This window comes from Halalkalibacter hemicellulosilyticusJCM 9152 (genome assembly GCF_000513115.1).
Classification (GTDB): domain Bacteria; phylum Bacillota; class Bacilli; order Bacillales; family Bacillaceae_D; genus Halalkalibacter; species Halalkalibacter hemicellulosilyticus.
In genome coordinates, this window is the sequence record NZ_BAUU01000008.1 from 1 (window position 1) to 20,644 (window position 20,644).

16 protein-coding genes are annotated in these 20,644 nt (G+C 38.2%); 6 read left to right on the forward strand and 10 right to left on the reverse strand.

Translation table 11 applies throughout. The features are described from left to right. Positions 1-347 precede the first annotated feature (347 nt). A complete protein-coding gene (locus JCM9152_RS05925) occupies positions 348-1,139 on the reverse strand; it encodes an MBL fold metallo-hydrolase (protein ID WP_035342046.1) in 792 nt (263 codons plus the stop codon). Positions 1,140-1,330: 191 nt separating this feature from the next. Next, a complete protein-coding gene (locus JCM9152_RS05930; RefSeq protein WP_035342048.1) occupies positions 1,331-1,903 on the reverse strand; it encodes an NAD(P)H oxidoreductase in 573 nt (190 codons plus the stop codon). 119 nt (positions 1,904-2,022) lie between these two features. Between JCM9152_RS05930 and JCM9152_RS21315 the strand changes: the two genes are divergently transcribed. From JCM9152_RS21315 to codA, 5 genes are all read left to right on the forward strand, one after another. Further along, positions 2,023-2,397: a LysR family transcriptional regulator gene (locus tag JCM9152_RS21315; protein WP_052015655.1), complete on the forward strand. Its 375-nt coding sequence runs from the start codon at positions 2,023-2,025 to the stop codon at positions 2,395-2,397. Positions 2,398-2,445: 48 nt separating this feature from the next. Then, positions 2,446-2,628 carry a hypothetical protein gene (locus JCM9152_RS22290; RefSeq protein ID WP_148296443.1) on the forward strand — a complete coding sequence of 61 codons (183 nt, stop codon included), beginning with the start codon at positions 2,446-2,448 and terminating at the stop codon, positions 2,626-2,628. Positions 2,629-3,151: 523 nt separating this feature from the next. Then, on the forward strand, positions 3,152-6,199 hold the full coding sequence (locus tag JCM9152_RS05940) for an efflux RND transporter permease subunit (protein ID WP_035342050.1): 3,048 nt from the start codon (positions 3,152-3,154) through the stop codon (positions 6,197-6,199). Positions 6,200-6,662: 463 nt separating this feature from the next. After that, on the forward strand, positions 6,663-7,925 hold the full coding sequence (codB, locus tag JCM9152_RS05945; protein ID WP_035342052.1) for a cytosine permease: 1,263 nt from the start codon (positions 6,663-6,665) through the stop codon (positions 7,923-7,925). 2 nt (positions 7,926-7,927) lie between these two features. Then, positions 7,928-9,190, forward strand: coding sequence for a cytosine deaminase (codA, locus tag JCM9152_RS05950; protein WP_035342054.1), 1,263 nt, complete (start codon positions 7,928-7,930; stop codon positions 9,188-9,190). Positions 9,191-9,860: 670 nt separating this feature from the next. Here codA and JCM9152_RS05955 read toward each other — a convergent pair. The 6 genes from JCM9152_RS05955 to JCM9152_RS05975 all read right to left on the reverse strand — a co-directional run bounded on the left by JCM9152_RS05955 (position 9,861) and on the right by JCM9152_RS05975 (position 15,190). Continuing rightward, entirely contained in the window at positions 9,861-10,595 is a 735-nt protein-coding gene (locus JCM9152_RS05955) for an AraC family transcriptional regulator (RefSeq protein ID WP_035342056.1), read from the reverse strand. Continuing rightward, the gene (locus JCM9152_RS23180) at positions 10,595-10,744 is read right to left on the reverse strand and encodes a hypothetical protein (RefSeq protein ID WP_235715638.1); all 150 of its coding nucleotides are present in this window, start codon (positions 10,742-10,744) and stop codon (positions 10,595-10,597) included. Before JCM9152_RS23180 ends, JCM9152_RS05955 begins: the two co-directional genes overlap by 1 nt. A 315-nt stretch (positions 10,745-11,059) precedes the next feature. Next, entirely contained in the window at positions 11,060-11,884 is an 825-nt protein-coding gene (locus JCM9152_RS05960; RefSeq protein WP_035342058.1) for a carbohydrate ABC transporter permease, read from the reverse strand. Beyond that, entirely contained in the window at positions 11,884-12,750 is an 867-nt protein-coding gene (locus JCM9152_RS05965; protein ID WP_148296444.1) for a carbohydrate ABC transporter permease, read from the reverse strand. Before JCM9152_RS05965 ends, JCM9152_RS05960 begins: the two co-directional genes overlap by 1 nt. A gap of 77 nt (positions 12,751-12,827) precedes the next feature. After that, the gene (locus tag JCM9152_RS05970; protein ID WP_035342061.1) at positions 12,828-14,057 is read right to left on the reverse strand and encodes an ABC transporter substrate-binding protein; all 1,230 of its coding nucleotides are present in this window, start codon (positions 14,055-14,057) and stop codon (positions 12,828-12,830) included. 242 nt (positions 14,058-14,299) lie between these two features. After that, a complete protein-coding gene (locus JCM9152_RS05975) occupies positions 14,300-15,190 on the reverse strand; it encodes a helix-turn-helix domain-containing protein (protein WP_148296445.1) in 891 nt (296 codons plus the stop codon). Between the two features lie 182 nt (positions 15,191-15,372). Here JCM9152_RS05975 and JCM9152_RS05980 point away from each other — a divergent pair, with 182 nt between their 5' ends. After that, positions 15,373-17,559, forward strand: coding sequence for an alpha-galactosidase (locus JCM9152_RS05980; RefSeq protein ID WP_035342065.1), 2,187 nt, complete (start codon positions 15,373-15,375; stop codon positions 17,557-17,559). Between the two features lie 117 nt (positions 17,560-17,676). Here JCM9152_RS05980 and JCM9152_RS05985 read toward each other — a convergent pair whose 3' ends face one another. Beyond that, positions 17,677-18,891 (reverse strand): MBL fold metallo-hydrolase, encoded by a 1,215-nt coding sequence (locus JCM9152_RS05985; RefSeq protein WP_035342067.1) that lies wholly within the window; start codon positions 18,889-18,891, stop codon positions 17,677-17,679. 90 nt (positions 18,892-18,981) lie between these two features. Then, a complete protein-coding gene (locus tag JCM9152_RS05990) occupies positions 18,982-20,643 on the reverse strand; it encodes an ABC transporter permease (protein WP_035342069.1) in 1,662 nt (553 codons plus the stop codon). Position 20,644 lies beyond the last annotated feature (1 nt).

The following is a 20,644-nucleotide window of genomic DNA, read 5'->3' on the forward strand; positions in this document are numbered from 1 at the left end:
AAAAATTGTGGCTCTAAAACGGTGGGGTATTAAATGGAGCGGAAGCCCTCGACTTCTGCGAGAAATAGAAGCTCGGTACCTTCCCGTAGAAAGTGAAAGTGAGGAGAGTACTGAAAAAGTCCTTTCTAGTAACTCAAAGAAGAGTAATGGCTCCGCTCATTGCAAGGCTTTCACTAAAGGCCACTGAAAAAGTTTGGTTTAAACTTTTTCAGTGGCCTTGAAAGCGAGTGGCTGGAGCACAATGGAACGAACCTGTGGCGGCTACATATTTCCGTAAAAAAAGGGAAGACCCCTCTTCTGTTTTTCATTCGATGTTATCGTGCATCGGAATAAAAGATAGGAAATGATTATTGCACTAAGACAGGAATCCATTTCCAGCCTTTCTTGGTTCTTTTGATTCGTCCTAACCCTGGGAAGGGATAGTGGCAAACAAATAGTAGTGCTGATTTGGATGATGCCTCTTCTAAGAACATTTTCCGAGTTTCTAATGCTTGTGTCGGTGCTTGCTCTACACGAATATGGGAAGGCAGATGCTCTAGCGTTACTGGATGATTAAGGATATCGGAAGCGAGCATTAGATGTTCCCCTTTTGAAAAAATAGAAAGAGATAAGTGACCTGCTGTATGGCCAGGTGTATGAATGAGACGAATGCCAGGGAGGATCTCTTTGTTTTCTGATAGCAGTTTAATATGAGTCTTTAGAGGGTGTAACTGCTTATATTCATTAGAATCTGGCTGACTTGTCCATACATCCCATTCTTCTTTGTGCATCATATATTGTGCATAGGGAAAAGTTGGTTTTCCATTCGTTAGTATTCCGCCAGTATGATCTAGATGGGCGTGAGTGATGATGACGGTTTGGATATCCTTTCGGTCAATTCCTTCTGCTTTTAAATTGGAAAGCAGTTTGCCTGCTGTTGGAGAGTGTGCATATCCAAGTCCCGTATCGACTAATATCTTCTTATCTCCAGTATCAATCAATAAAAAGTTTAAAGGAGCATTATATTGAGGTGGAATGTGTTGGATAAGCTCATCTGGTGTCTCTGAAAAGAAAAAATCTCTTGTAACAGGAAAAGCACCATCTGATATAGCTATTAATTTGAAAGCTCCCAATTGAAAAGGGTGTGTTTGATTTGTCATAATTCCTCCTTAATACAAGTCGCAATTATTACGATTTGTATTATGATAGGATAAAGTTTCAAAGTCAAATAGAAAGTATTGAGGTAGGGACATAGGAGCTATAGTCAAAGAAAATTCGAATGATAATTCAATATTCCCAAGTGATCATTAATGAATATAAGTGAGTATCCACCTCGATTCATCATTGATGTTTATTTTCCATAATGGTAACCAAGCTCATAAGCTCTATTTAACCAAGTTTCAACGTATCCTGATTTAACATTGACAGTTTCGTAGAAAAGCTCAAAGGTTGAATGAGGAATGCCACAATAATCAGCTAAACCGACATTAAAGTAGTGAGTAATCATGTGATCGTATTTTCTTTTTTCAAAACGTTCAATCGGAGCCCCTGCTAGACTCAGCCACAAAACGTGACTATGTTGAAGCTTGCCCAGTCCGTATGCAAATCCGTAATTCCAGACACGATCGATATAGCCCTTCATCATAGCTGGCATACTCCACCACCAGAGTGGAAAGATAAATGCTAATGCATCGTATTCATTTAACTTCTTCATTTCGGCTTCGACATCAGGAGAATAGCTTTGTTCAGTTGCTTTCCAATCTGGCTCATCCTTCTCCCGTAGTACCGGGTCAAAGCCACTTCGGTATAAATCGAATATTTCCGTTTCGTGACCTGCGTCCTTTAGTCCTTTAATAAATGAATGAGCTACTTCAAAGGTTAATGAGTCTGATCTTGGATGTGTAACGACGGTTAATACTTTCATTATGCATCTCTTCCTTTCTCTTTGGGATATCGTGTAGTTTCAGCTTATAATAGAATTATCATTCAGTAAAATAGATATTTATGATAAATATGATCAGTAAAAATGATAGGAGGGTTGAAATGGAGCTTCGTCATCTTATTACGTTTAGAACAATTGTTGATTTAGGGGGATTTAACAAGGCTGCTCAAAAATTAGGTTATGCTCAGTCGTCCATTACAGCTCATATTAAAGAGTTAGAAACCGAATTGGGCTATCCACTTTTTGATCGATTAGGTAAAAAAGTAACATTGACACAAACTGGCCGGCGCTTTCTCCCTTATGCGTTGGATATTATTACCTTATATACGAAATCAAAAGAAATGATTAAAGAATCGGATGAACCTTCAGGGGAGCTCACGATTGGTGTTAGTGAGTCGTTAATGATTTATTGGTTTCCAATAATCATTATGAACTTCATGGGACAGTATCCTAACGTTCAATTAACCGTTAAATAGATTGAGTATGAGAATTTAACAGATTAGCTACGAAAGGGCGAAATAGACGTGGCTATTCTAGTCGAAACAGCCGGTTGGACAACGAATGAATTGACCATTACTAAAATGGAGGATACTAGACTATCACTCATTCAATCTACAAAGTACAAAAATCACTCTCAACAGCATACGATGCTTGTATCGGAAAGTGCATGTAGCTGGCGTTCGATAATTGACGAATATATAGGTTGAATTCGAAACGAGCGACTAAGCTGAAAGCGGAAAAGCTAAAGAGGAAAGGAGGGTTACGAAAAAGCTTTAAATGGGGCACAGGGAAGGAGAGCGTTTCTTTTCTGTGCTCTTTTTGTATTGACAATGGAAAATTCGGTGTTATACTGTGTATGTTAATATATACACTATAACATTGAGTGTGATGAGGAGTGTTGCTAGATTCTCAATTAAAGAGGATATAGAATTTGTGGGTCGGTTACGTGCGTTTCACAATTACCTGAGAGAAAGCCATTGTAACGATTATGTACGTCGCAAGTAAGAAAATCCGCTATCGCGGTTTCTTATTTATTAAAACGTATTTGTGCTTTTATTGGTTTCCGGTAGTAATTGATCATTTGGAATCCACTAGAAAATCAGTCTTAAGTCTTAGATTGGAACAGACTCAAGCACGTCGAGTAGGATATTCCTTCCATGTATAGTAGAGAAGGAAATGATGTGTGGATGAAGCGTCCATGCATAACAATGAAAAAAGCGAGGGGTTTTAATGAGTATACTGCGTAAGATTTTAGAACGTAAAATTTTAATTGGACTTATGGTTGTATTGGTTTTTATCGTAGGGGCTTATTCGATTAATAAGCTTGATAAGGAACTCATACCTAGTATTGATTTTGATATGGCTCTTATTTCTGTCTATGCGGGTGATATGCCGGTATTAGATGTTGAGGAACGGATCACACAACCACTTGAGCAACTATTAAGTGGAACGGACGGAGTAGAGTCCTTTCAGTCGAATTCAGCGACAGGGAGTAGCTCTTTATATGTAGAAATAGAAGATGGACGCTTACAAGATGTGATGAGAGACCTCGAGGCTGGGGCGAGTCGTTTGGAGGCGGAGCTGTCGGAGGTACAATTTATTGAAGTGTTCCCGATGTCTACAGATCAAGGATTTGAGTTTTACATGGAGCTGTCTAATGGTTCGATGGATGAGTTGAGTAACTTTGCTCGAAATGAAGTGAAAAAAAGACTTGAAGCCCTTGCTTCAGTAAGGGAAGTTCGTTTAAGCGGGATTGAAGAGAAGGAGTATGTCATTGAATTTGATCGTGATGAGTTAGCGGAACAGGGGCTTGATATGAATCAAGTGATTGGTGTTCTACAGCAAGAAAATGTTGCGATGTCTTTAGGGGAATTGACTGAAGAAGAGAATGCACCGTCACTCCGTTGGGATACAGCCTTCCATACGCTAGAAGAATTGGAAGAGACGATGATTCCGACAATGAATGGAGCGATTAGACTCGATGAAATTGCGGATGTAAGAGAGGAAGCGAACCAACATTCATCTATCGCGTGGAAGGATGGGAGTAGGGATTTCATTCTAATCGAAATTGGTCGTGCGAATGGCTATACGCAATTAGACATGGCTGAAGCTGTTCGTGCTGAAGTAGAGGCGATGAAAGAAGAAGGGATTTCGTTTTCCTTAACGGAAATTGTTACGGAGGCTGATTATGTCAGTTCAGCGTTAGATGGAGTGACACAAAATATTATCATCGGTGGAATGATTGCGCTTGTTATCTTAATGCTGTTTTTACGAAACATTCGAGCGACAGTCATTGTTGGATTGACAATTCCTGTATCCATTCTTTTAACCTTTGCAACGATGTGGTTAATTGGATATAGCTTAAACATTTTAACATTAGTTGGCCTTGGTCTTGGAATTGGAATGATGGTCGATGCGTCAATCGTTATTCTAGAATCGATTTATCGTAAGAAAGAACAAGGTTTTGTTGGAATGGACGCTGTTATAAAGGGTGTTCGTGAGGTAGCGACTGCTGTTCTTGCCTCGATGTTAACAACAGTTGTTGTATTTGTTCCTGTAGGGTTATTTGGTGGCGATTTCGGTGTGTTTATTCTTATTTTAAGTGTCGTCGTCGTCATTACGTTAGTTAGTTCGGTCGTGGTTTCCTTTAGTCTGATCCCTTCTCTTGCGGAAAACTTTTTGAAGCTGAAAAGAAAGGCAGATAAAAAGAAGCGAGCGAGTCGAATGATTGAAGGATATGGTAATTTGATTGGTTGGTTAAGTGGCAAGAAAAGACGCCGTTATTCGATGATTGGTCTCTTCTTTCTCATATTTGTTGGCTCAATTGTGATGACAACGAAGGTACCTATTACACTCATGCCAGATGTATATGATCGTTATGCTGAGGTTGGTATTGAGCTTGAAAGTGGTTTGACTCCTGCTGAAAGAGATGAAATCGTTCAAGCAGCGAGTGAGAAGTTATCAACAGTTCCTGATGTTGAGACAAGTATTTTTCTCGATAATGTACAGTTGTTGTTTGCCCTTATTAATATGACCAAGGGTGATGATATTACGACTGATCAGGAAGAGGTGAACATTGCGATCAATGAGGCGTTAAGAGAGCTTGAAGATGAGTATCCTGTGAAAAGCGTTGGTATGATGATGGGACCAACAGGTGCTGCGCCTATTCAGTTAGTCGTAAAAGGCGATGATTTATCAACAATTCAAGAGCTAGGTGATCATTTAGTAGGGGAACTTGAAGGGATTGAAGGCTTAGTAAATGTTGGAACTTCAATCGATAACACAAGTGAGGAGCGCTTATTAGTGCTTGATGAGGATGCCTTAGAAGAGGATGGTTTAGCCGCTTCAGAGATACTTGGACAATTACAGGGGGCTTTTTCTACTACACCTGTAGGAGAAATGGATGAAGATGGTTTGACAATTCCAGTTGTAGCTAAATTAGATGTTGTGCTTGATAACGAGGAAGCGCTAGAGGAGTTCGAAATTGCGACATTGACTGGAACGAATCCGTTATCGAATTATATGAGCCTAGAGACGGTTCACTCACCATTAGAAATTAGACGACATAATGGAGAGCGTTATTTGACGGTATCTGCTGAGATGGAAGGCAGGGATTTAGGGTCAGTCTCACGTGATGTTCAACAGGTTGTCGCTGATTTTGATAGCCCTGTTGGCTATTCGGTTGAAATGTCTGGTGATATTGAATTACAGCAAGAAATGATTATGGATCTGTTAATTGTTTTAGCCATCTCGATTTTCCTTGTATACTTTGTTATGGCTGTTCAATTTAACAGTTTAGTTCATCCGATTATTGTTATGTCTGTTATTCCGATGACAGTGATTGGAGCCATTTTGGCATTATTAATCACACAACGTGAACTAAGCGTATTTTCTGCATTAGGGTTGTTAATGCTAATTGGAGTTGTATTAAATAATGCGATCTTACTAATTGATCGAACGAAACAGCTTCGTAATGAGGGACTTACCGTTCATGAAGCAGTCAAAGAAGCTGGGAAAAATCGTATTCGTCCGATTTTCATGACGACATTAACAACAGTTGGTGGGATGCTTCCGCTTGCTCTTGCAACGGGAAGTGCTAGTGCGTATCAAGCACCTTTAGCGACAGTTATTATTGGTGGATTGTTGTTTGCAACATTGATTACGTTAGTGCTAATTCCATCCGTTTATCTGCTATTTAACGACGTTGGACGTGGTGTGAAAAGGTTATTTTCGCGCAAAAAAAGAAAGGGAAATACTAGTGTAGAGAACGCATCATAATAAATGATGAAAAAACGTGTGACCGAGATTGTTATAGTCTCGGTATGCACGTTTTTTTCTATATTGGCAAAAATTATTGATAAATTTTCTAACAAATATGATGCTCATTGGCAAAAAATCATTTATTTTAAAAATACAACATAACAAGAGCGCTCAAGGGTTCCGCTTTTACAAAATGGTCTGGTCCAAGAGCTGCAACATTGGTAACAATGTGAAGTCTGGGAGGAAAAGTCCAGTGAAGAATAAAATTCTTCACTGGACTTTTTTTTAAAAGGTAAGAATTGATGAATTTCTCAGAAGAAAGTGGTGTAAGTAGATTTCTTGGAAGTATGTCGGTGGATACGTTATAGGTTTATATGAAAGAAGGTCAATTTCAAACGACATAATTAAGAAAATCTTGCACGTAAGTAGGGAGGTTGATAAGTCATTTCTAGTGTTTAATGTAAAAAAAGGAGGTAAATATATGGAGAATAAAACTGTAGATAAAGAATATTCACTATCAGCTGTACCACAAGGGAATCGTCAAGGTTTTTGGAGGATGTTTGTTGTGATGGTTGGTTTTACGTTCTTTTCGGCAAGTATGATGTCAGGAGGTTCTCTGGGGGACGGCTTGCCGTTTATGGATTTTGTACTTATTGTGTTGCTTGGTAATTTTGTCTTAGGGGCATATACTGGTTTGCTCGCTTTCATTGCTTCAAAAACGGGTCTCTCTACACACCTTCTTACTCGTTATGCATTTGGAGAAAAAGGTTCATACTTATCGTCATTTATGTTAGCTACAACACAAGTTGGTTGGTTTGGTGTAGGGGTTGCAATGTTTGCTTTGCCAGTAGAAAAAGTTACAGGGATCAATGAATATTTCTTAATTGCGGTAGCAGGTATATTAATGACAATTACCGCTTATTTTGGAATGAAGGCTTTAACGATACTGAGCTTAATTGCGGTCCCTTCTATTACAGTTTTTGGGCTCTATTCAGTTTCTGTAGCAACCGAATCAATGGGTGGAATTTCTGAATTAATGAACTATCAGCCTGTAGAAATGTTAGGAGCGGCAGCAGCATTAACGATTTGTATCGGTTCTTTTATTAGTGGTGGGACGTTAACTCCTGATTTTGCCCGGTTTGCTAACACGAAAAAGAATGCGGTAATAACAACGGTTATTGCGTTCTTTCTTGGGAATTCTTTAATGTTTCTGTTTGGTGCTATTGGAGCGATCTCCACAGGAGAATCAGATATTTCTGAAGTGATGTTTTTACAAGGTCTGATTATTCCAGCTATTGTTATTCTAGGCTTAAATATTTGGACGACAAATGATAGCTCTCTCTATGCTTCAGGTCTTGGTTTTGCTAATATTACAAAACTCCCGAAGGATAAAATTGTCATATTTAATGGAATAGTTGGAACGATTCTAGCTCTTTGGTTATATAACAATTTTGTAGGTTGGTTAACCTTCTTAGGGTCAACTTTACCACCTATTGGTGCGATTATTATGGCTGATTATTTTGTTGTTCGAAAAGGAGTTTATCCAAGCTTTGATTCTACTACTTTTAAATCAATTAATTGGATAGCAATTCTTGCTTGGGTGATTGGTGTTCTTTCTGCAACGTATGTCCCGGGAGTTCCACCTATTAATGCTCTGTTAGCTTCTGTGATTAGCTATATTGTCATTATGAAAGCAGTTGAATCTGCTTCTAATAAAAAGAATTTATTAAAGAGGGTGAGTTAATTATGCTATTCAGTGGAGCGATTTTACCAGATAGAGAAGGTCTTTGGCATATTCTAGTACGTAATGGGAAAATTGAACAAATAGCTCAAAGAATTGATACAGATGAGGATGAAAAGATAGATCTCAATGGTAAATTAGTATTACCACCATATGTAGAGCCTCACATACATTTAGATACGACGTTGACAGCAGGAGAGCCTGACTGGAATCAGAGTGGTACGTTATTTGAAGGTATTGAACTTTGGTCAAGACGAAAAAGTAGATTAACGAAGGAAGATGTTAAATTCAGAGCGCGTAAGGTGTTAAAGTGGCAGGTGGTTCATGGTATTCAGTATGTTAGAACTCATGTAGATGTGACAGATCCTAAATTTATCGCGTTAGAGGCATTGTTAGAGTTGAAAGAGGAGATGTCGCATATTATTGATTTACAGCTTGTGGCTTTTCCGCAGGAAGGAATTCTTTCATATCCAAATGGATATGAGCTATTAGAGGAAGCGATAAAAATGGGAGTGGATGTAGTTGGGGGAATTCCTCACTTTGAATTTACGCGTGAAGATGGCGTAGAATCTGTGAAAAAAGCGTTCAAGTTGGCTATGCAATATGATCGACTTCTAGATTTCCATTGTGATGAGGTTGATGATGATCACTCACGTTTTATTGAAGTTGTTGCTGCTGAAGCACTTCGCCATGGTATTGGAGAGAGGGTAACTGCTAGTCATACGACAGCCATGCACTCTTATAATGATTCTTATGTGAGTAAATTAATACGTCTATCAAAGAAAGCCAATATTCATTTTGTTGCCAATCCACTAGTGAATATTCACTTACAGGGTCGATTTGACACGTATCCAAAACGGCGAGGCATTACTAGGGTGAAAGAGTTACTAGATGCGGATATTAATGTTTGTTTTGGTCATGATAACGTATTTGATCCATGGTATCCATTAGGGACTGGTAGCATGATACAGGTTCTTCATCTAGGTCTTCATGCTTGTCATTTAATGGGCTATAACGAGATCAATCAAGCGATTAATTTGATTACTAATAATAGTGCGAAAACGTTACAGATTAGTGAGTATGGAGTGAAGATAGGGGGAAGAGCGAACTTTAATATAGTGGCAGCTGATTCAGTTTACGATTTGATTCGACGCCAAGCGCCTATTCAATATGCGATAAGGGAAGGGCAAGTCATCTTGGAGACAAGTCCCTCTCAGTCTCATATTCGTATAGGGGATGAAATAGAGGAAGTTACATTTATGAAATAAAGAAATTCTCATTCCTCATGCTACTTGCTTTGGAAAAGACGTATTTCGAAGTGAAATTCAAGGTTGTGCACGAGTTGAATATTATCTAGCAAATCAGATTATGGACTAGAACAAAGATTAGAGGATATTTCAAATGAATGTACATAGATAGTAAATTGAAAATGCGAACAAGATCGTCATCTTGTTCGCATGAATTACGTATATAGGATAATCTGATAACTTCAAGTAATTTGTAAGATAGCCGCGTCTTTCATTCTAACCTTTTAAAAACCTAAACAATGTAAGCCCTACCTCTCATACATCCTCATGCTCCGAAGCCAATCCAGTGTGAATAAGCAAAAAAAATCTTAATAGAATGCCAATAAATCTTATATATAAACTTTTATGTTTGTTCTTATCTATTACGTATCATTTGAATATAACATGTAATTGAGGTAATGTCAAGTGTAAATGAAGAAATGATGCTGTATGAGGTTCCTCTTTCCGTTATTTTCTCTTTATTTCGCTTTTTCGCGTCCTTGCGGTTCCTCATTCCTCTATTTTGGCTTTTCTTTCTCATTTCGGTATCATTTTGCTTGATTAGTGGAATGAGGGCTCCCTTTTAAGCTTTGTAAGCACTGTTTAAGCCATTTAGCGGCAGGACGATTCCCTTTGAGTGAATGATTTTTATTTAAACTACTCGTTTTTTCACTGGAATATAAATATCCATCTCCTTTTCAGACCCGTAGCATCGTTCATCATATAACTCGAATTCAGCTGTACCAGTATGTTCATAGTCTGATTGAGGGAACCATTCTGAAAAGATATAATTCCAGGTTGATTGAATATTCAAGGTGAATGATTCTTCCGTTGCTGTTGGCGTTGTAAACACGGCATACTCCATTTCAGGAAATTCCCTATAGACTAATCCATTTGGCGCATCGGTTCCTTGTTCCACTTCTTTACCAATGATGTAAATGAATTCATTGGTTTCAGGGCAGAAATCGGTGCAGATGCCTAGCTCTTCTTTTGGTTTGACTGGGTTTGGAATGTGAGTGCATAGATTGTTTTGCATATACTGCTGCCAAAATTGCGGAATGTCTCGGCTGTTTTGACCGTCGACATTTTTTGTCTTTAGTTCAAAGCCAATAATGTTAAACTTAGGTTTTGTGATCAATTTAGGTTGCATACGTTTTCCTCCAATAGTAATTTTTGGGGTGAGTTGAACTTTTCCACGTAAGGGGCCGGAGATGTAGTTGGCATTGCGGTATTGTTTAGGTGAAATTCCATAACACTTTTTGAATGCACGATTAAACGATTCTTGATATTGAAATCCGACTTCAAGTGCAATGGTAATCACTTTTTCCTCAGTGTAGTATAAACGTTCTGCTGCGGATGTCAATCTTCTTTTTCTGACATAATCCATCACTGATTCTCCAACCATCGTTTGGAATTGCGATGGTACTGGAAAGGAGAAAAGTGGGCAATTTCTGCTAAAGTTGAAAGTGATAGTTCTTCACCTAGATTTTCTTCAATGTAATCAATCGATTTTTGTATACTACATATATAATCCATTCCCCTTGAACCTCCCATATCCTTACTTTAACAACAAATCATTCTGGAATTCTTAACCTTTTTTGCTATATTTATTTTACCATTGAATTGTAGAATGGCATAAGCTAATTTAAGGGGAGGTGGGGAAATGATTCGATATATATATAATCTTTCTTTAATAGGAGCTGCTACTTCTGTAAGTGCTATATCAAATTAATGGCGAAGAAGCGTTTGTCTGTCCTAAATGTTTGGAATGTGCAGAGAGGAGAGCGTTTGTGAAAAAGAGGTAAAGCCCATAGTTGTAAAAGATTATGGGCTTACAGGAGATCTGCGATATTATGATTTAATTGCTCCTTGTGTTACACCACTAATAATGTAGCGTTGTAAAAATAAGTAGAGTATGATCATCGGGAGTAGTGCCATTAAGTAAGAAGCAAATGATAAATTATAGTTGGTTGCGAATTGACCTTGAAAGACATATTGAACGAGTGGTAACGTTTGATCAGCGCGGTTAGACAAAATAACAAGGGGTAATAGGAAATCATTCCATGCCCACAGAGCTGTTAAGATGGCAACAGTTGCATTAATGGGCGATAGAATTGGAAAAATGATTCTCCAAAAAACCCCCCATTGTGAGCATCCATCCACGATTGCAGCTTCTTCTAATTCTTTCGGGATCGTTTTAATATAACCTGTATAGAGAAAAACGTTAAATGCTAACCCGTAAACGATATAGAGTAAAATGAGCCCATTTAAATTCATCAGCCCCATCGAGCTCATTTGATTGACTATTGGTAGCATAATGATAGGGAAAGGAACGAACATGGCGCTGACGAAATAATAAAATAAGAAACGATACATTTTTTTATGCATGTTTCGTGCGATTGCGTAAGCGACAAGTGAGTTTGATAGGACTGTAAATAACACGGTAAATAAAGTTACATATACACTATTTCCTAACGCGTTAAAGAAGTTCGTCATTTCAATCGCTCTATTAAAGTTTGCAAATGAGAGTGAATCTGGTAACGCAAGAATTGAAGCTGCCGTTTCTGCAGGTGTCTTAAATGCGTTAACCACTGTAATATAAAGTGGGAAAAGAATAACGATTGTTCCAAGCATTAATAAAACGGTAACTAGCCAATTATATTTATTTTGACTCATTACATTTGCACCTCCCTTTTCTGGAGCACACGTATTTGAATGATGGAGATGGTGACGATAATGATAAAGTAAATGACCGCGTTAGCTGATTGTAAGGCAAATTGTCCACCTGAGAAACCATCCTCATAAATGAGTAAAGAGATCGATTGAGTTGAACGTCCCGGACCACCACCCGTTAGCGCAACAACATGATCGAATACCATTAAAAAGTTCTTCATTGCTAGTACCATATTAATGGTAAAGAATGGAGCGATTAATGGGAATGTTACTTTCCAAAATTTCATCCAACTGTTAGCTCCATCTAAACTAGCTGCTTCATATAGGTCTTGTTGAATGGTTGATAATCCAGCTAAATATAATATGGTATTAAAGGCTGCAGCTTGCCATACGGCAACAATGACAATTGCTATCCAAGCGTGGTCTCGACTTCCAAGAATACTTGTAGTCAAGGCAGTAATGCCCAAATTCTCTGCGATATTTGGAATGAAGACAGCAAAGATGAAATTAAAGATAAATCCTACAATTAAAATACTTAAAATGTTTGGCATAAAATAGATGCCACGTAATGTTTTATGAAATTTAATTTTGGCATTTAAGCCAAGAGCGATTATTAAGCTAATGGTATTAACTAAAATTGTAGAAACGATAGCAAATTTAAATGTAAAAAAATAAGCATTATAAATGCGGCTATCACTAAACACATTGATATAATTTCTAAACCCAACAAAGTCCCAGTTTCCATAACCACGGTAATTCGTGAAGCTATAAAAGATTCCTTGTAGTACAGGGAGAGTGTGGAAACTAAAAAATAACAACAAAGCTGGGGCGACCATAAAAAAGTAGACTGACGGTTTTTTCTTAATCATGATATGTTCTCCCTTCTTGCGAGCATGGATGTTTAAGGTCACTGAGAACAGTGACCTTAAATGAGTGTAAACCCATATTATTGTCTTGTTAATCGTTCGTATTCTGAGTCTAGTTCAGCTAAAAGAATATCAAGAGAACCATCTAATAAATAATCTTGGAACATAATGTCGACACCAAATCCTTGTGGATAATAATGGTCAGCAAACGGTGAGACTCGTTCATTATCAAAGTAAACTTGTAGCTCTTGTAATGCTTCATCCTCTTGTTCAGCCCCTTCAACAGCAGAAAACATTCGCTGTGTTTCTAAATAGACTTCTATATTTTCTCGTTGTAGTAAGAAATCTAAGAAAAGTTGGGCTTCTTCAGGATAGTCTGTATCGTCCGCAATGGCTATTGCTACATCAACACCGGAAATGACATTATTTTGATTTGCTTCATTTGTTGCTGGCATTGGAAAGACCCCTACCTGTAGATCAGGATTAGCATCTAGAATTGGACCTAATGCCCACACCCCTTGCATATACATTACAGCATCTCCATTGGCGAAAGCTGTGTTTCCAATATCATAATCTGCTCCGAATACATCGTTATTTGTATATTGAAGTAATTCTTTCATTTTTAATGCAATGTCACTATAGACGTCACTAAAAGATGTATTGCCAGCCTCAAGTTCATCAAAGAACTCCATGCCATGTATATTTGAAGCTAATGTATTTAATGGGGGAAGGATGGTCCACGCCTCACCGTAAGTTGAATAAAGTGGTGTTTCCCCAAGTTCTTGAATCGTTTCAGCAAGAGTGATAAACTCATCCCATGTTTCAGGAATGTCTAAACCTAATTCCTCAAATTTCTCCTTATTGTAAAGAACACCATTAGCATTAACTGTATGTGGTAATGCGTATAATTCATCAGTTCTACTAAGGCGTTGAAGCATTTCTTCATATTCATCAATAATGGAGTTGCGATTTTCGTAATCACTGAGATCCATTAACACACCGGCGTTAGCGATTTCACCATACGTAACACCCCCGTTAATAGTCATGATATCAGGAATGTCATTTTGTGATAATCGAGAGAATAGTACGGTGTCTGGATCAGGTACATTGTTTTGCTCGATTCGAATATTTGGATGCTTCTGTTCGAATTGTTCAATAAGAGTGTCAAATTCGCTAACTGCTTCTCCTTTGAATTGGAAAAATTCAAGTTGTACGATTTCAGTATTACCTGATGAATCTCCTTCTCCACAAGCTACTAACATTGATACAGTTAATGCACCTATTATTGTCGCTTTAAGCCATGTTTTCATGTCAATCTCCCCTTTTCATTTTGTATATATTGAAAGCGATCTCAATTACTCTTAACAAAAAACCGATTAAAGAATGAGCATTCGTTAGTAGTATTATTCATAAATAAACTAATATGGATATTAAATTGCTTCATAATCGATAAACGGTTAATTTGTGTAAGTCAATAATATGTTAACTTAATAATGTGAACAAGAGTAATTAATTGCATGATAGGGTAATATATTGCTACCTAAGAAGAAGGTTATTTGACAAACACTTCAGATATTTTTTGTTTGCCTACGCTATTTCTGAATTCAGATGGGGTAAGGGATGTATGCTTTTGAAACACTTTTGAAAAATAATTCGCACTTGAAAAGCCACATTGATTAGCGATTTCATAAATGGGTAAATCATTTTCGATTAATTTTTGAGCGGCCACTTTAATGCGTACTTTAATTAAATAGTTAATAGGTGATTCGCCGATACTTTTTTGGAAAATCCGTATAAGGTGAAACTTAGATAGTTCAGCAGCTTCGGCGATTTCATCGAGTCCAATTGGCTTGTGAAAAGAACGATCGATAAAGTGTAAGCACTTTTGAATCGGTTCAGGAGTTGAACTTGGCTTCGATTGCTGTTGAACAGCGTGGCGAACCTCCATTAAGAAGCGATAAGCGTACGAAGAATTGTCATAAATATGTTTAATTTGATCGGTTAATGCTTTTTCGAAAAGTTTGTCCCAAAATTGAAGGACGTTACTATCAGGAGCTAGGTTTATAATTCTCCCTCCGTTTTCTATGAGTGGTGCCCACAACGGATATGCGTTAAGAGTGAGAGAGAGGTATTTATATTCCCATTTTTGTTTTCCTTGTGGAATGCGATAAGAAAATGGACCAGGAATTTCGATAAGAAAGGCTTGTCCTGCTTTGATGTGGTGGACATTTCCCCCGACCTCTAGTTCTCCTTCTCCTGCAACTGTATATTGAAACAAACATTGTTTGTCCATACGATTTGTGCAATTCCAATCATATATTTCCTCGTCATTATCTGTTCGGAGTTCCCATCCGATCGAATTTAATGTTGGAAGGTCGTCCTGTTTATCTAGAAATAGGCGGACATTTCCCATTTTATGCTTAATAATCGTCAAACTACTCACCTCGTTTTTTATTATCTCCTCTTTTAGCTAGTATAACATTAACAGCAATATAATACTCTTATTGCAATTAATTACCCTTGATATAAGTGTTTATAAGAATATATAGTGTTCAGAGAAGAAGAATTCATATAGTTCTTTGAGCAATATAATGCTGTTTATTATTTTGGAGGGTGGAGTGAAAGATGGGGATTACCTTTGTAGAACAGACACGTACGTTTCACTTGCAAGCTAATGATATGAGTTATGTCTTTCAAGTGCTAGATGGAGGCTATGTAGCTCATTTGTATTGGGGAAAAAAGGTGAATCGTTATCATCATTCGAATGCGATTCGTTATGCGGATCGTGGTTTTTCTGGAAATCCGATTGCTTCAGATCGGACATTTTCATTAGATACGTTACCGCAAGAGTATCCTTCGTTTGGTCATACTGATTATCGTCTTCCTGCTGTTCATATTCAATTAGAAAATGGCAGTACGGTGATGGATTTGCGTTATCATTCACATCGAATTGAAAAAGGTAAGCCACAATTAAATGGCCTCCCAGCTACGTATGTGGAAAATGAAGATGAGGCGGAGACGCTTGAAATTACATTGCTTGATTCGCTTACACAATTACGTGTTGTGCTTACGTATACAGTCTTTGAGAAGTGGAATGCAATGACACGCTCTGTTCGTTTTGAAAATAATGGGGAAGAATCATTGAAAATAGAAAAAGCGGCGAGTGTGAATGTTGATTTTCGTAGTGCTAACTTTGAGATGCTTCGTTTACCAGGAGCTCATTGCCGTGAAAGGCATATTGAACAATCACCACTTCATACTGGGATTCAGTCTGTAGAAAGCCGTCGAGGTGCAAGTAGTCACCAGCATAACCCATTTATTGCACTAGTTGATGAAAATACGACTGAAGATACAGGTGAAGTTTTTGCTTTTAACTTGGTCTATAGCGGTAATTTTTTGGCGACTGCAGAAGTTGATCAATTTTCACAAACACGAGTCACGATGGGGATTAATCCGTTTGATTTCTCATGGTTGCTTCAACCAGGTGAGAACTTTCAAACGCCAGAAGTGGTGATGGTTTATTCTAGTAATGGTTTAACGGAGATGTCACATACATTTCATCGTCTCTATCAACAGCGTCTCTGTAGAGGAGTATTTCGTGATCTAGAACGTCCGATTTTAATTAATAATTGGGAAGCAACCTATTTTGATTTTCATGAGGATAAAATATATGACATAGCTAAAAGTGGTAAAGAGTTAGGTATAGAACTATTTGTCTTAGATGATGGATGGTTTGGTAAGAGGGATGACGATAATTCTTCCTTAGGAGATTGGTTTGTTGATGAAAAGAAATTGCCTAATGGTTTAGAAGAATTAGCACGAAAAATGACAAAGCTAGATATGCAATTTGGTTTGTGGTTTGAACCAGAGATGGTATCAGAAGATAGTGAATTGTATCGTCAGCATCCTGATTGGTGTATTCATGTTCCAAATCGAAGACGTTCGAAAAGTCGGAATCAATTAGTATTGGACTATTCACGGCATGATGTATGTGATGAAATGATTAAGCGAATTTCGACTATACTACAACAAGCTCCGATTACGTATGTAAAATGGGATATGAATCGCCATATGACTGAAGTGGGGTCGGCACAGTTATCGAAAAACAGGCAGCGAGAAACAGGTCATCGTTATATGCTAGGGTTGTACCGTGTGCTAGAGGAACTTACGATAGCCTTCCCACATGTATTATTTGAAAGTTGCTCAGGTGGTGGTGGACGATTCGACCCTGGGATGCTTTACTATATGCCACAAACATGGACGAGTGATAATACGGATGCTATTTCGCGCTTGAAGATCCAATATGGAACGAGTCTTGTTTATCCAATTCGTTCAATGGGAGCACATGTATCGGCTGTTCCGAATCATCAAGTACAACGTGAAACACCTATTGAGGTAAGGGGTCATGTTGCTATGTCAGGGAACTTTGGTTATGAGTTAGATGTGACAACGTTGTCGAGTGAGGAACACCAAGTGATTAAGGAGCAGGTAGCGTATTATAAGACGATTCGTCATATTGTTCAATTCGGTCACATGTATCGTTTAGTGAATCCATTTAAACAGCAGGATGCGGCGTGGATGTTCGTGACAGATGATCAGTCTGAAGCTGTTTTTTCTTATGTGAAAGTGTTAGGGGAAGCGAATGAGCCATTTAAGAGAATTAAATTAAAAGGTCTCATCAAGACAAAAAAATATCACATTATAGAACTGAGTGAAAGTTACTATGGAGATGAGCTAATGAATATTGGGGTTAATATTCCCCAATTAACGGGCGATTTTCAAAGTGTCATGTGGCGCTTAATAGAGGAATGAAGCGTGCTGTGATTTTCGTCATTTGGATATAATGAGCGTAAACTAAGGTGGTTGTTTCGCATAGAAGACGATCCATGAAGGTGTACTCTCGTGGATCGTCTAATTAATAGAATTTCTTCACTTCATAATCATTTCTAATACATCTCCAACTTCAGCAAGTACAACATCTTCGCCTATTGCTGTAAATACTTCTTGTAAGTCGGAAATCTGTTTATTAGGACTATGACTAAAGACTATCCTCTTCGGCTTGAGCTGTTTAATTTGTTCGTGCAGTTCATAGATGCTTGGATGGACTTTGTAACGTTTTTGTACGTATTGTGAGGATGGTTGCGTGTCTACTATTGCTACTATATTCTCTAGATAAGGTCCGGTACATAAGATGAGTAAGTTATCCGCATTGTCTACTGTTAATTCCTTTAAGAGTTCATGCTCGGTAAAGAGTCCAATTGGAAATGAATTGTGATGAAGCCATGTTGTTAATGGTATTGTTTGAAGTTGATTTGCGAGTTCATCTATTTGTCTGAGAGCTTGCTTCTTAACATTGCTTTGGTTGTGCATATATGCTTCAAAACTTGCTATAATCTCTTGACTGATGGCTGTATTTGTTAGGAAGTTAGCTCGATGATTTTGAAAATAAATAAGCAAGTCTTGCAATTTTCCATATATAGGACCGTGTAGCAGAACTTTTTTCTTTAAGATTAATGCTTGTTCAATTGCATGATAAATTTCTTCTAAGTAGACTTGTTGTGAGCATGTTTCATTCCCGTATGCTCCATCTAGGATTGCGATATCGATTGGTTTTTCAATGGTTGGTCGATCCGTTATGAGGATCGGTGACTCTGTTGAGTAATCACCAGAAAAGAAAATTTGCTCTCCGTTTATTCGAAATAGGAACCAGACAGAGCCTAGAGTGTGTCCACTATAACCGTATTGGAAATCAATTTGTTTATTAGTAGACAATGGTAACCAAACCTGTCTTGGCAATGGCTCTAGTGGTGTGAACTGCTGAGCGAAAGAGTTGTGCTCTCTATTTGGTAATGAAGCAAGTACATGCATCGATTGGCTGATTGTGGCTGATGATGCATAAATGCTTCCTTTAAAGCCGAGTTCACATAGCAGAGGGAGTGCTGCTATGTGATCTTCATGCGAGTGTGTGATGTAGACAACATCAAGGGTTTCGGCAATTTCTCTATTTAGTAATGGGAATCGTTTGTGATCGACATGGGCATTTTTCATAATGCCACAGTCGATTAAAATGGAAAATCCATTCGCTTGTAGGTGGAAGCAAGAACGTCCATATTCATTCACTCCACCTAAGAACGTTACTTTCAACTAGCATCATCCTTTTTTATTTTATAAAATTCTTAGAAGTCCAGTGAAGGAGATGGAAAAAGCCGGGTGGCTTCTTTCTTAAATAGGATATTAAGACTTGTAATGTTGAGTACGAGCTTTCAATTGCTCAATCATGATTAACATGATCGTTGTTATTCCGACTGTAACGAGTGCCATTGCCATTCCTAAGGAGGCGGTACCTTGTTCAAATTGTGAATAAATGAAGGTTGCAGACGTATGCATATTGGGAGGACGTAGGATGAGTGAACCTACGAGCTCTCTCATTGAAATAGTAAAGGTCATCATCCAGCCTGCTAATATACCAGGAATGAGTAATGGAATTAAGATTGTACGCGTCATATAGGTAGAAGAAGCGCCACTCATCTTTGCTGCTTGAAATAAAGAGTCGCCAAGCTGTCCATAGACGGCTTTAATATTTTGTACGGTAAAAGGTAAGTACAAAATAACATATGTGAGAACGAGCATTATCCAAGTGTTATAGATTGGTGCTCGATTCCAATGTGCATTCCAAAATAGAATAAGACCTACAACGACGACAATTCCTGGAACTGTATTAGGAGCAAGTGAGAAAAAGTCCATCGCTTTCTCTTGAATGCCGCGCTTTTTCATAATGATCAGCGCCACCCAGATGCCGATAACTGCACTGATTGTTGCAGCTAGAGCCGCAAGCCAAATGCTATTCCAAAGGGCGTCTTTCCCACTACTACTAAACAATTCAACCAAATGACGTAATGTTAAATTGGAGAAGCTTAAACCATGACCTTGAATATCCAATAATGCAGTTGATGCAACAGAAAAGTAGGGGACTCCAATTGAAAGAAGTAGCACAAAGGCTAAATAACCCCAAGCAAAAGCTTGTTTCCTTCCTAAGTGAAAGTTCGCTTGAGTTTGCCCTTTTCCTGTTACAACTTGGTCGTGGCGGCGACTGACAAGCCATTGCTGTAAATACCAAATGAGCATACTAACTGATAGAAGCATTGTTGACAAAATCGCAGCTGTTCCAAAATCAAGCGGCCAAATAGACGTATAACGATGGATTTCAGATGTTAAGACGTAATAGCCAATACGATTTCCTAATGTGACTGGTGTTCCGAATTCTCCGATCGTCTTAACAAAGACGAGTAAGGCTCCCATACTATAACCTGATAGAAACAAAGGGAAAATAATTCTTCTTAAGCGATTAAAGAATGAACCGCCATGTATAATCCCAGCTTCCTCTAAACGCCCACCGATGTTTTCTAAGTTATTTCGCATAATGAGGTAAATGAATGGAAAGAGATGAAGACTCATGACTAAAACCATTCCAAAATACGAAAAGAAAATTGGAGTAACATTAGCTAAAAAAGGGAAAATCTGTTCAGTATAGCCGTTTGGCTGCATCGATAAAATCCACCCCATTGCTCCAATGTATGGTGGTGTCATAAATGGAACAACTAAAATGATGTCGATCCAACGGTGTTTCTTCAGTTCAGTACGCGCCATGAAGAAGGCAAGAGGCGCCGCTAATAATGACGCCCCTATGACAACTCCGATTCCGAGTAAAACGGAATTGAGGAAAATGGACCAATAATGCTCATTCGCCAACAACCTAAAAGCAGCAAACCCTTCGAATGTGCCATCAGGCATTACACCACGTAACAATACAAAGCATAGTGGCATGAAAACGAAAATAATTAACGTTAGAAAGGCTAAAGTACGGTTAAGTGAATGAAAGCTAAGTAATGGATTCATT

Coding starts and splice junctions, on each gene's coding strand:
- JCM9152_RS05925 (WP_035342046.1), bottom strand. CDS start 1,139: ATGACAAATCAAACACACCCTTTTCAATTGGGAGCTTTCAAATTAATA.
- JCM9152_RS05930 (WP_035342048.1), bottom strand. CDS start 1,903: ATGAAAGTATTAACCGTCGTTACACATCCAAGATCAGACTCATTAACC.
- JCM9152_RS21315 (WP_052015655.1), top strand. CDS start 2,023: ATGGAGCTTCGTCATCTTATTACGTTTAGAACAATTGTTGATTTAGGG.
- JCM9152_RS05940 (WP_035342050.1), top strand. CDS start 3,152: ATGAGTATACTGCGTAAGATTTTAGAACGTAAAATTTTAATTGGACTT.
- codB (WP_035342052.1), top strand. CDS start 6,663: ATGGAGAATAAAACTGTAGATAAAGAATATTCACTATCAGCTGTACCA.
- codA (WP_035342054.1), top strand. CDS start 7,928: ATGCTATTCAGTGGAGCGATTTTACCAGATAGAGAAGGTCTTTGGCAT.
- JCM9152_RS05955 (WP_035342056.1), bottom strand. CDS start 10,595: ATGGATTATGTCAGAAAAAGAAGATTGACATCCGCAGCAGAACGTTTA.
- JCM9152_RS23180 (WP_235715638.1), bottom strand. CDS start 10,744: ATGGATTATATATGTAGTATACAAAAATCGATTGATTACATTGAAGAA.
- JCM9152_RS05960 (WP_035342058.1), bottom strand. CDS start 11,884: ATGAGTCAAAATAAATATAATTGGCTAGTTACCGTTTTATTAATGCTT.
- JCM9152_RS05965 (WP_148296444.1), bottom strand. CDS start 12,750: ATGATTAAGAAAAAACCGTCAGTCTACTTTTTTATGGTCGCCCCAGCT.
- JCM9152_RS05970 (WP_035342061.1), bottom strand. CDS start 14,057: ATGAAAACATGGCTTAAAGCGACAATAATAGGTGCATTAACTGTATCA.
- JCM9152_RS05980 (WP_035342065.1), top strand. CDS start 15,373: ATGGGGATTACCTTTGTAGAACAGACACGTACGTTTCACTTGCAAGCT.
- JCM9152_RS05990 (WP_035342069.1), bottom strand. CDS start 20,643: ATGAATCCATTACTTAGCTTTCATTCACTTAACCGTACTTTAGCCTTT.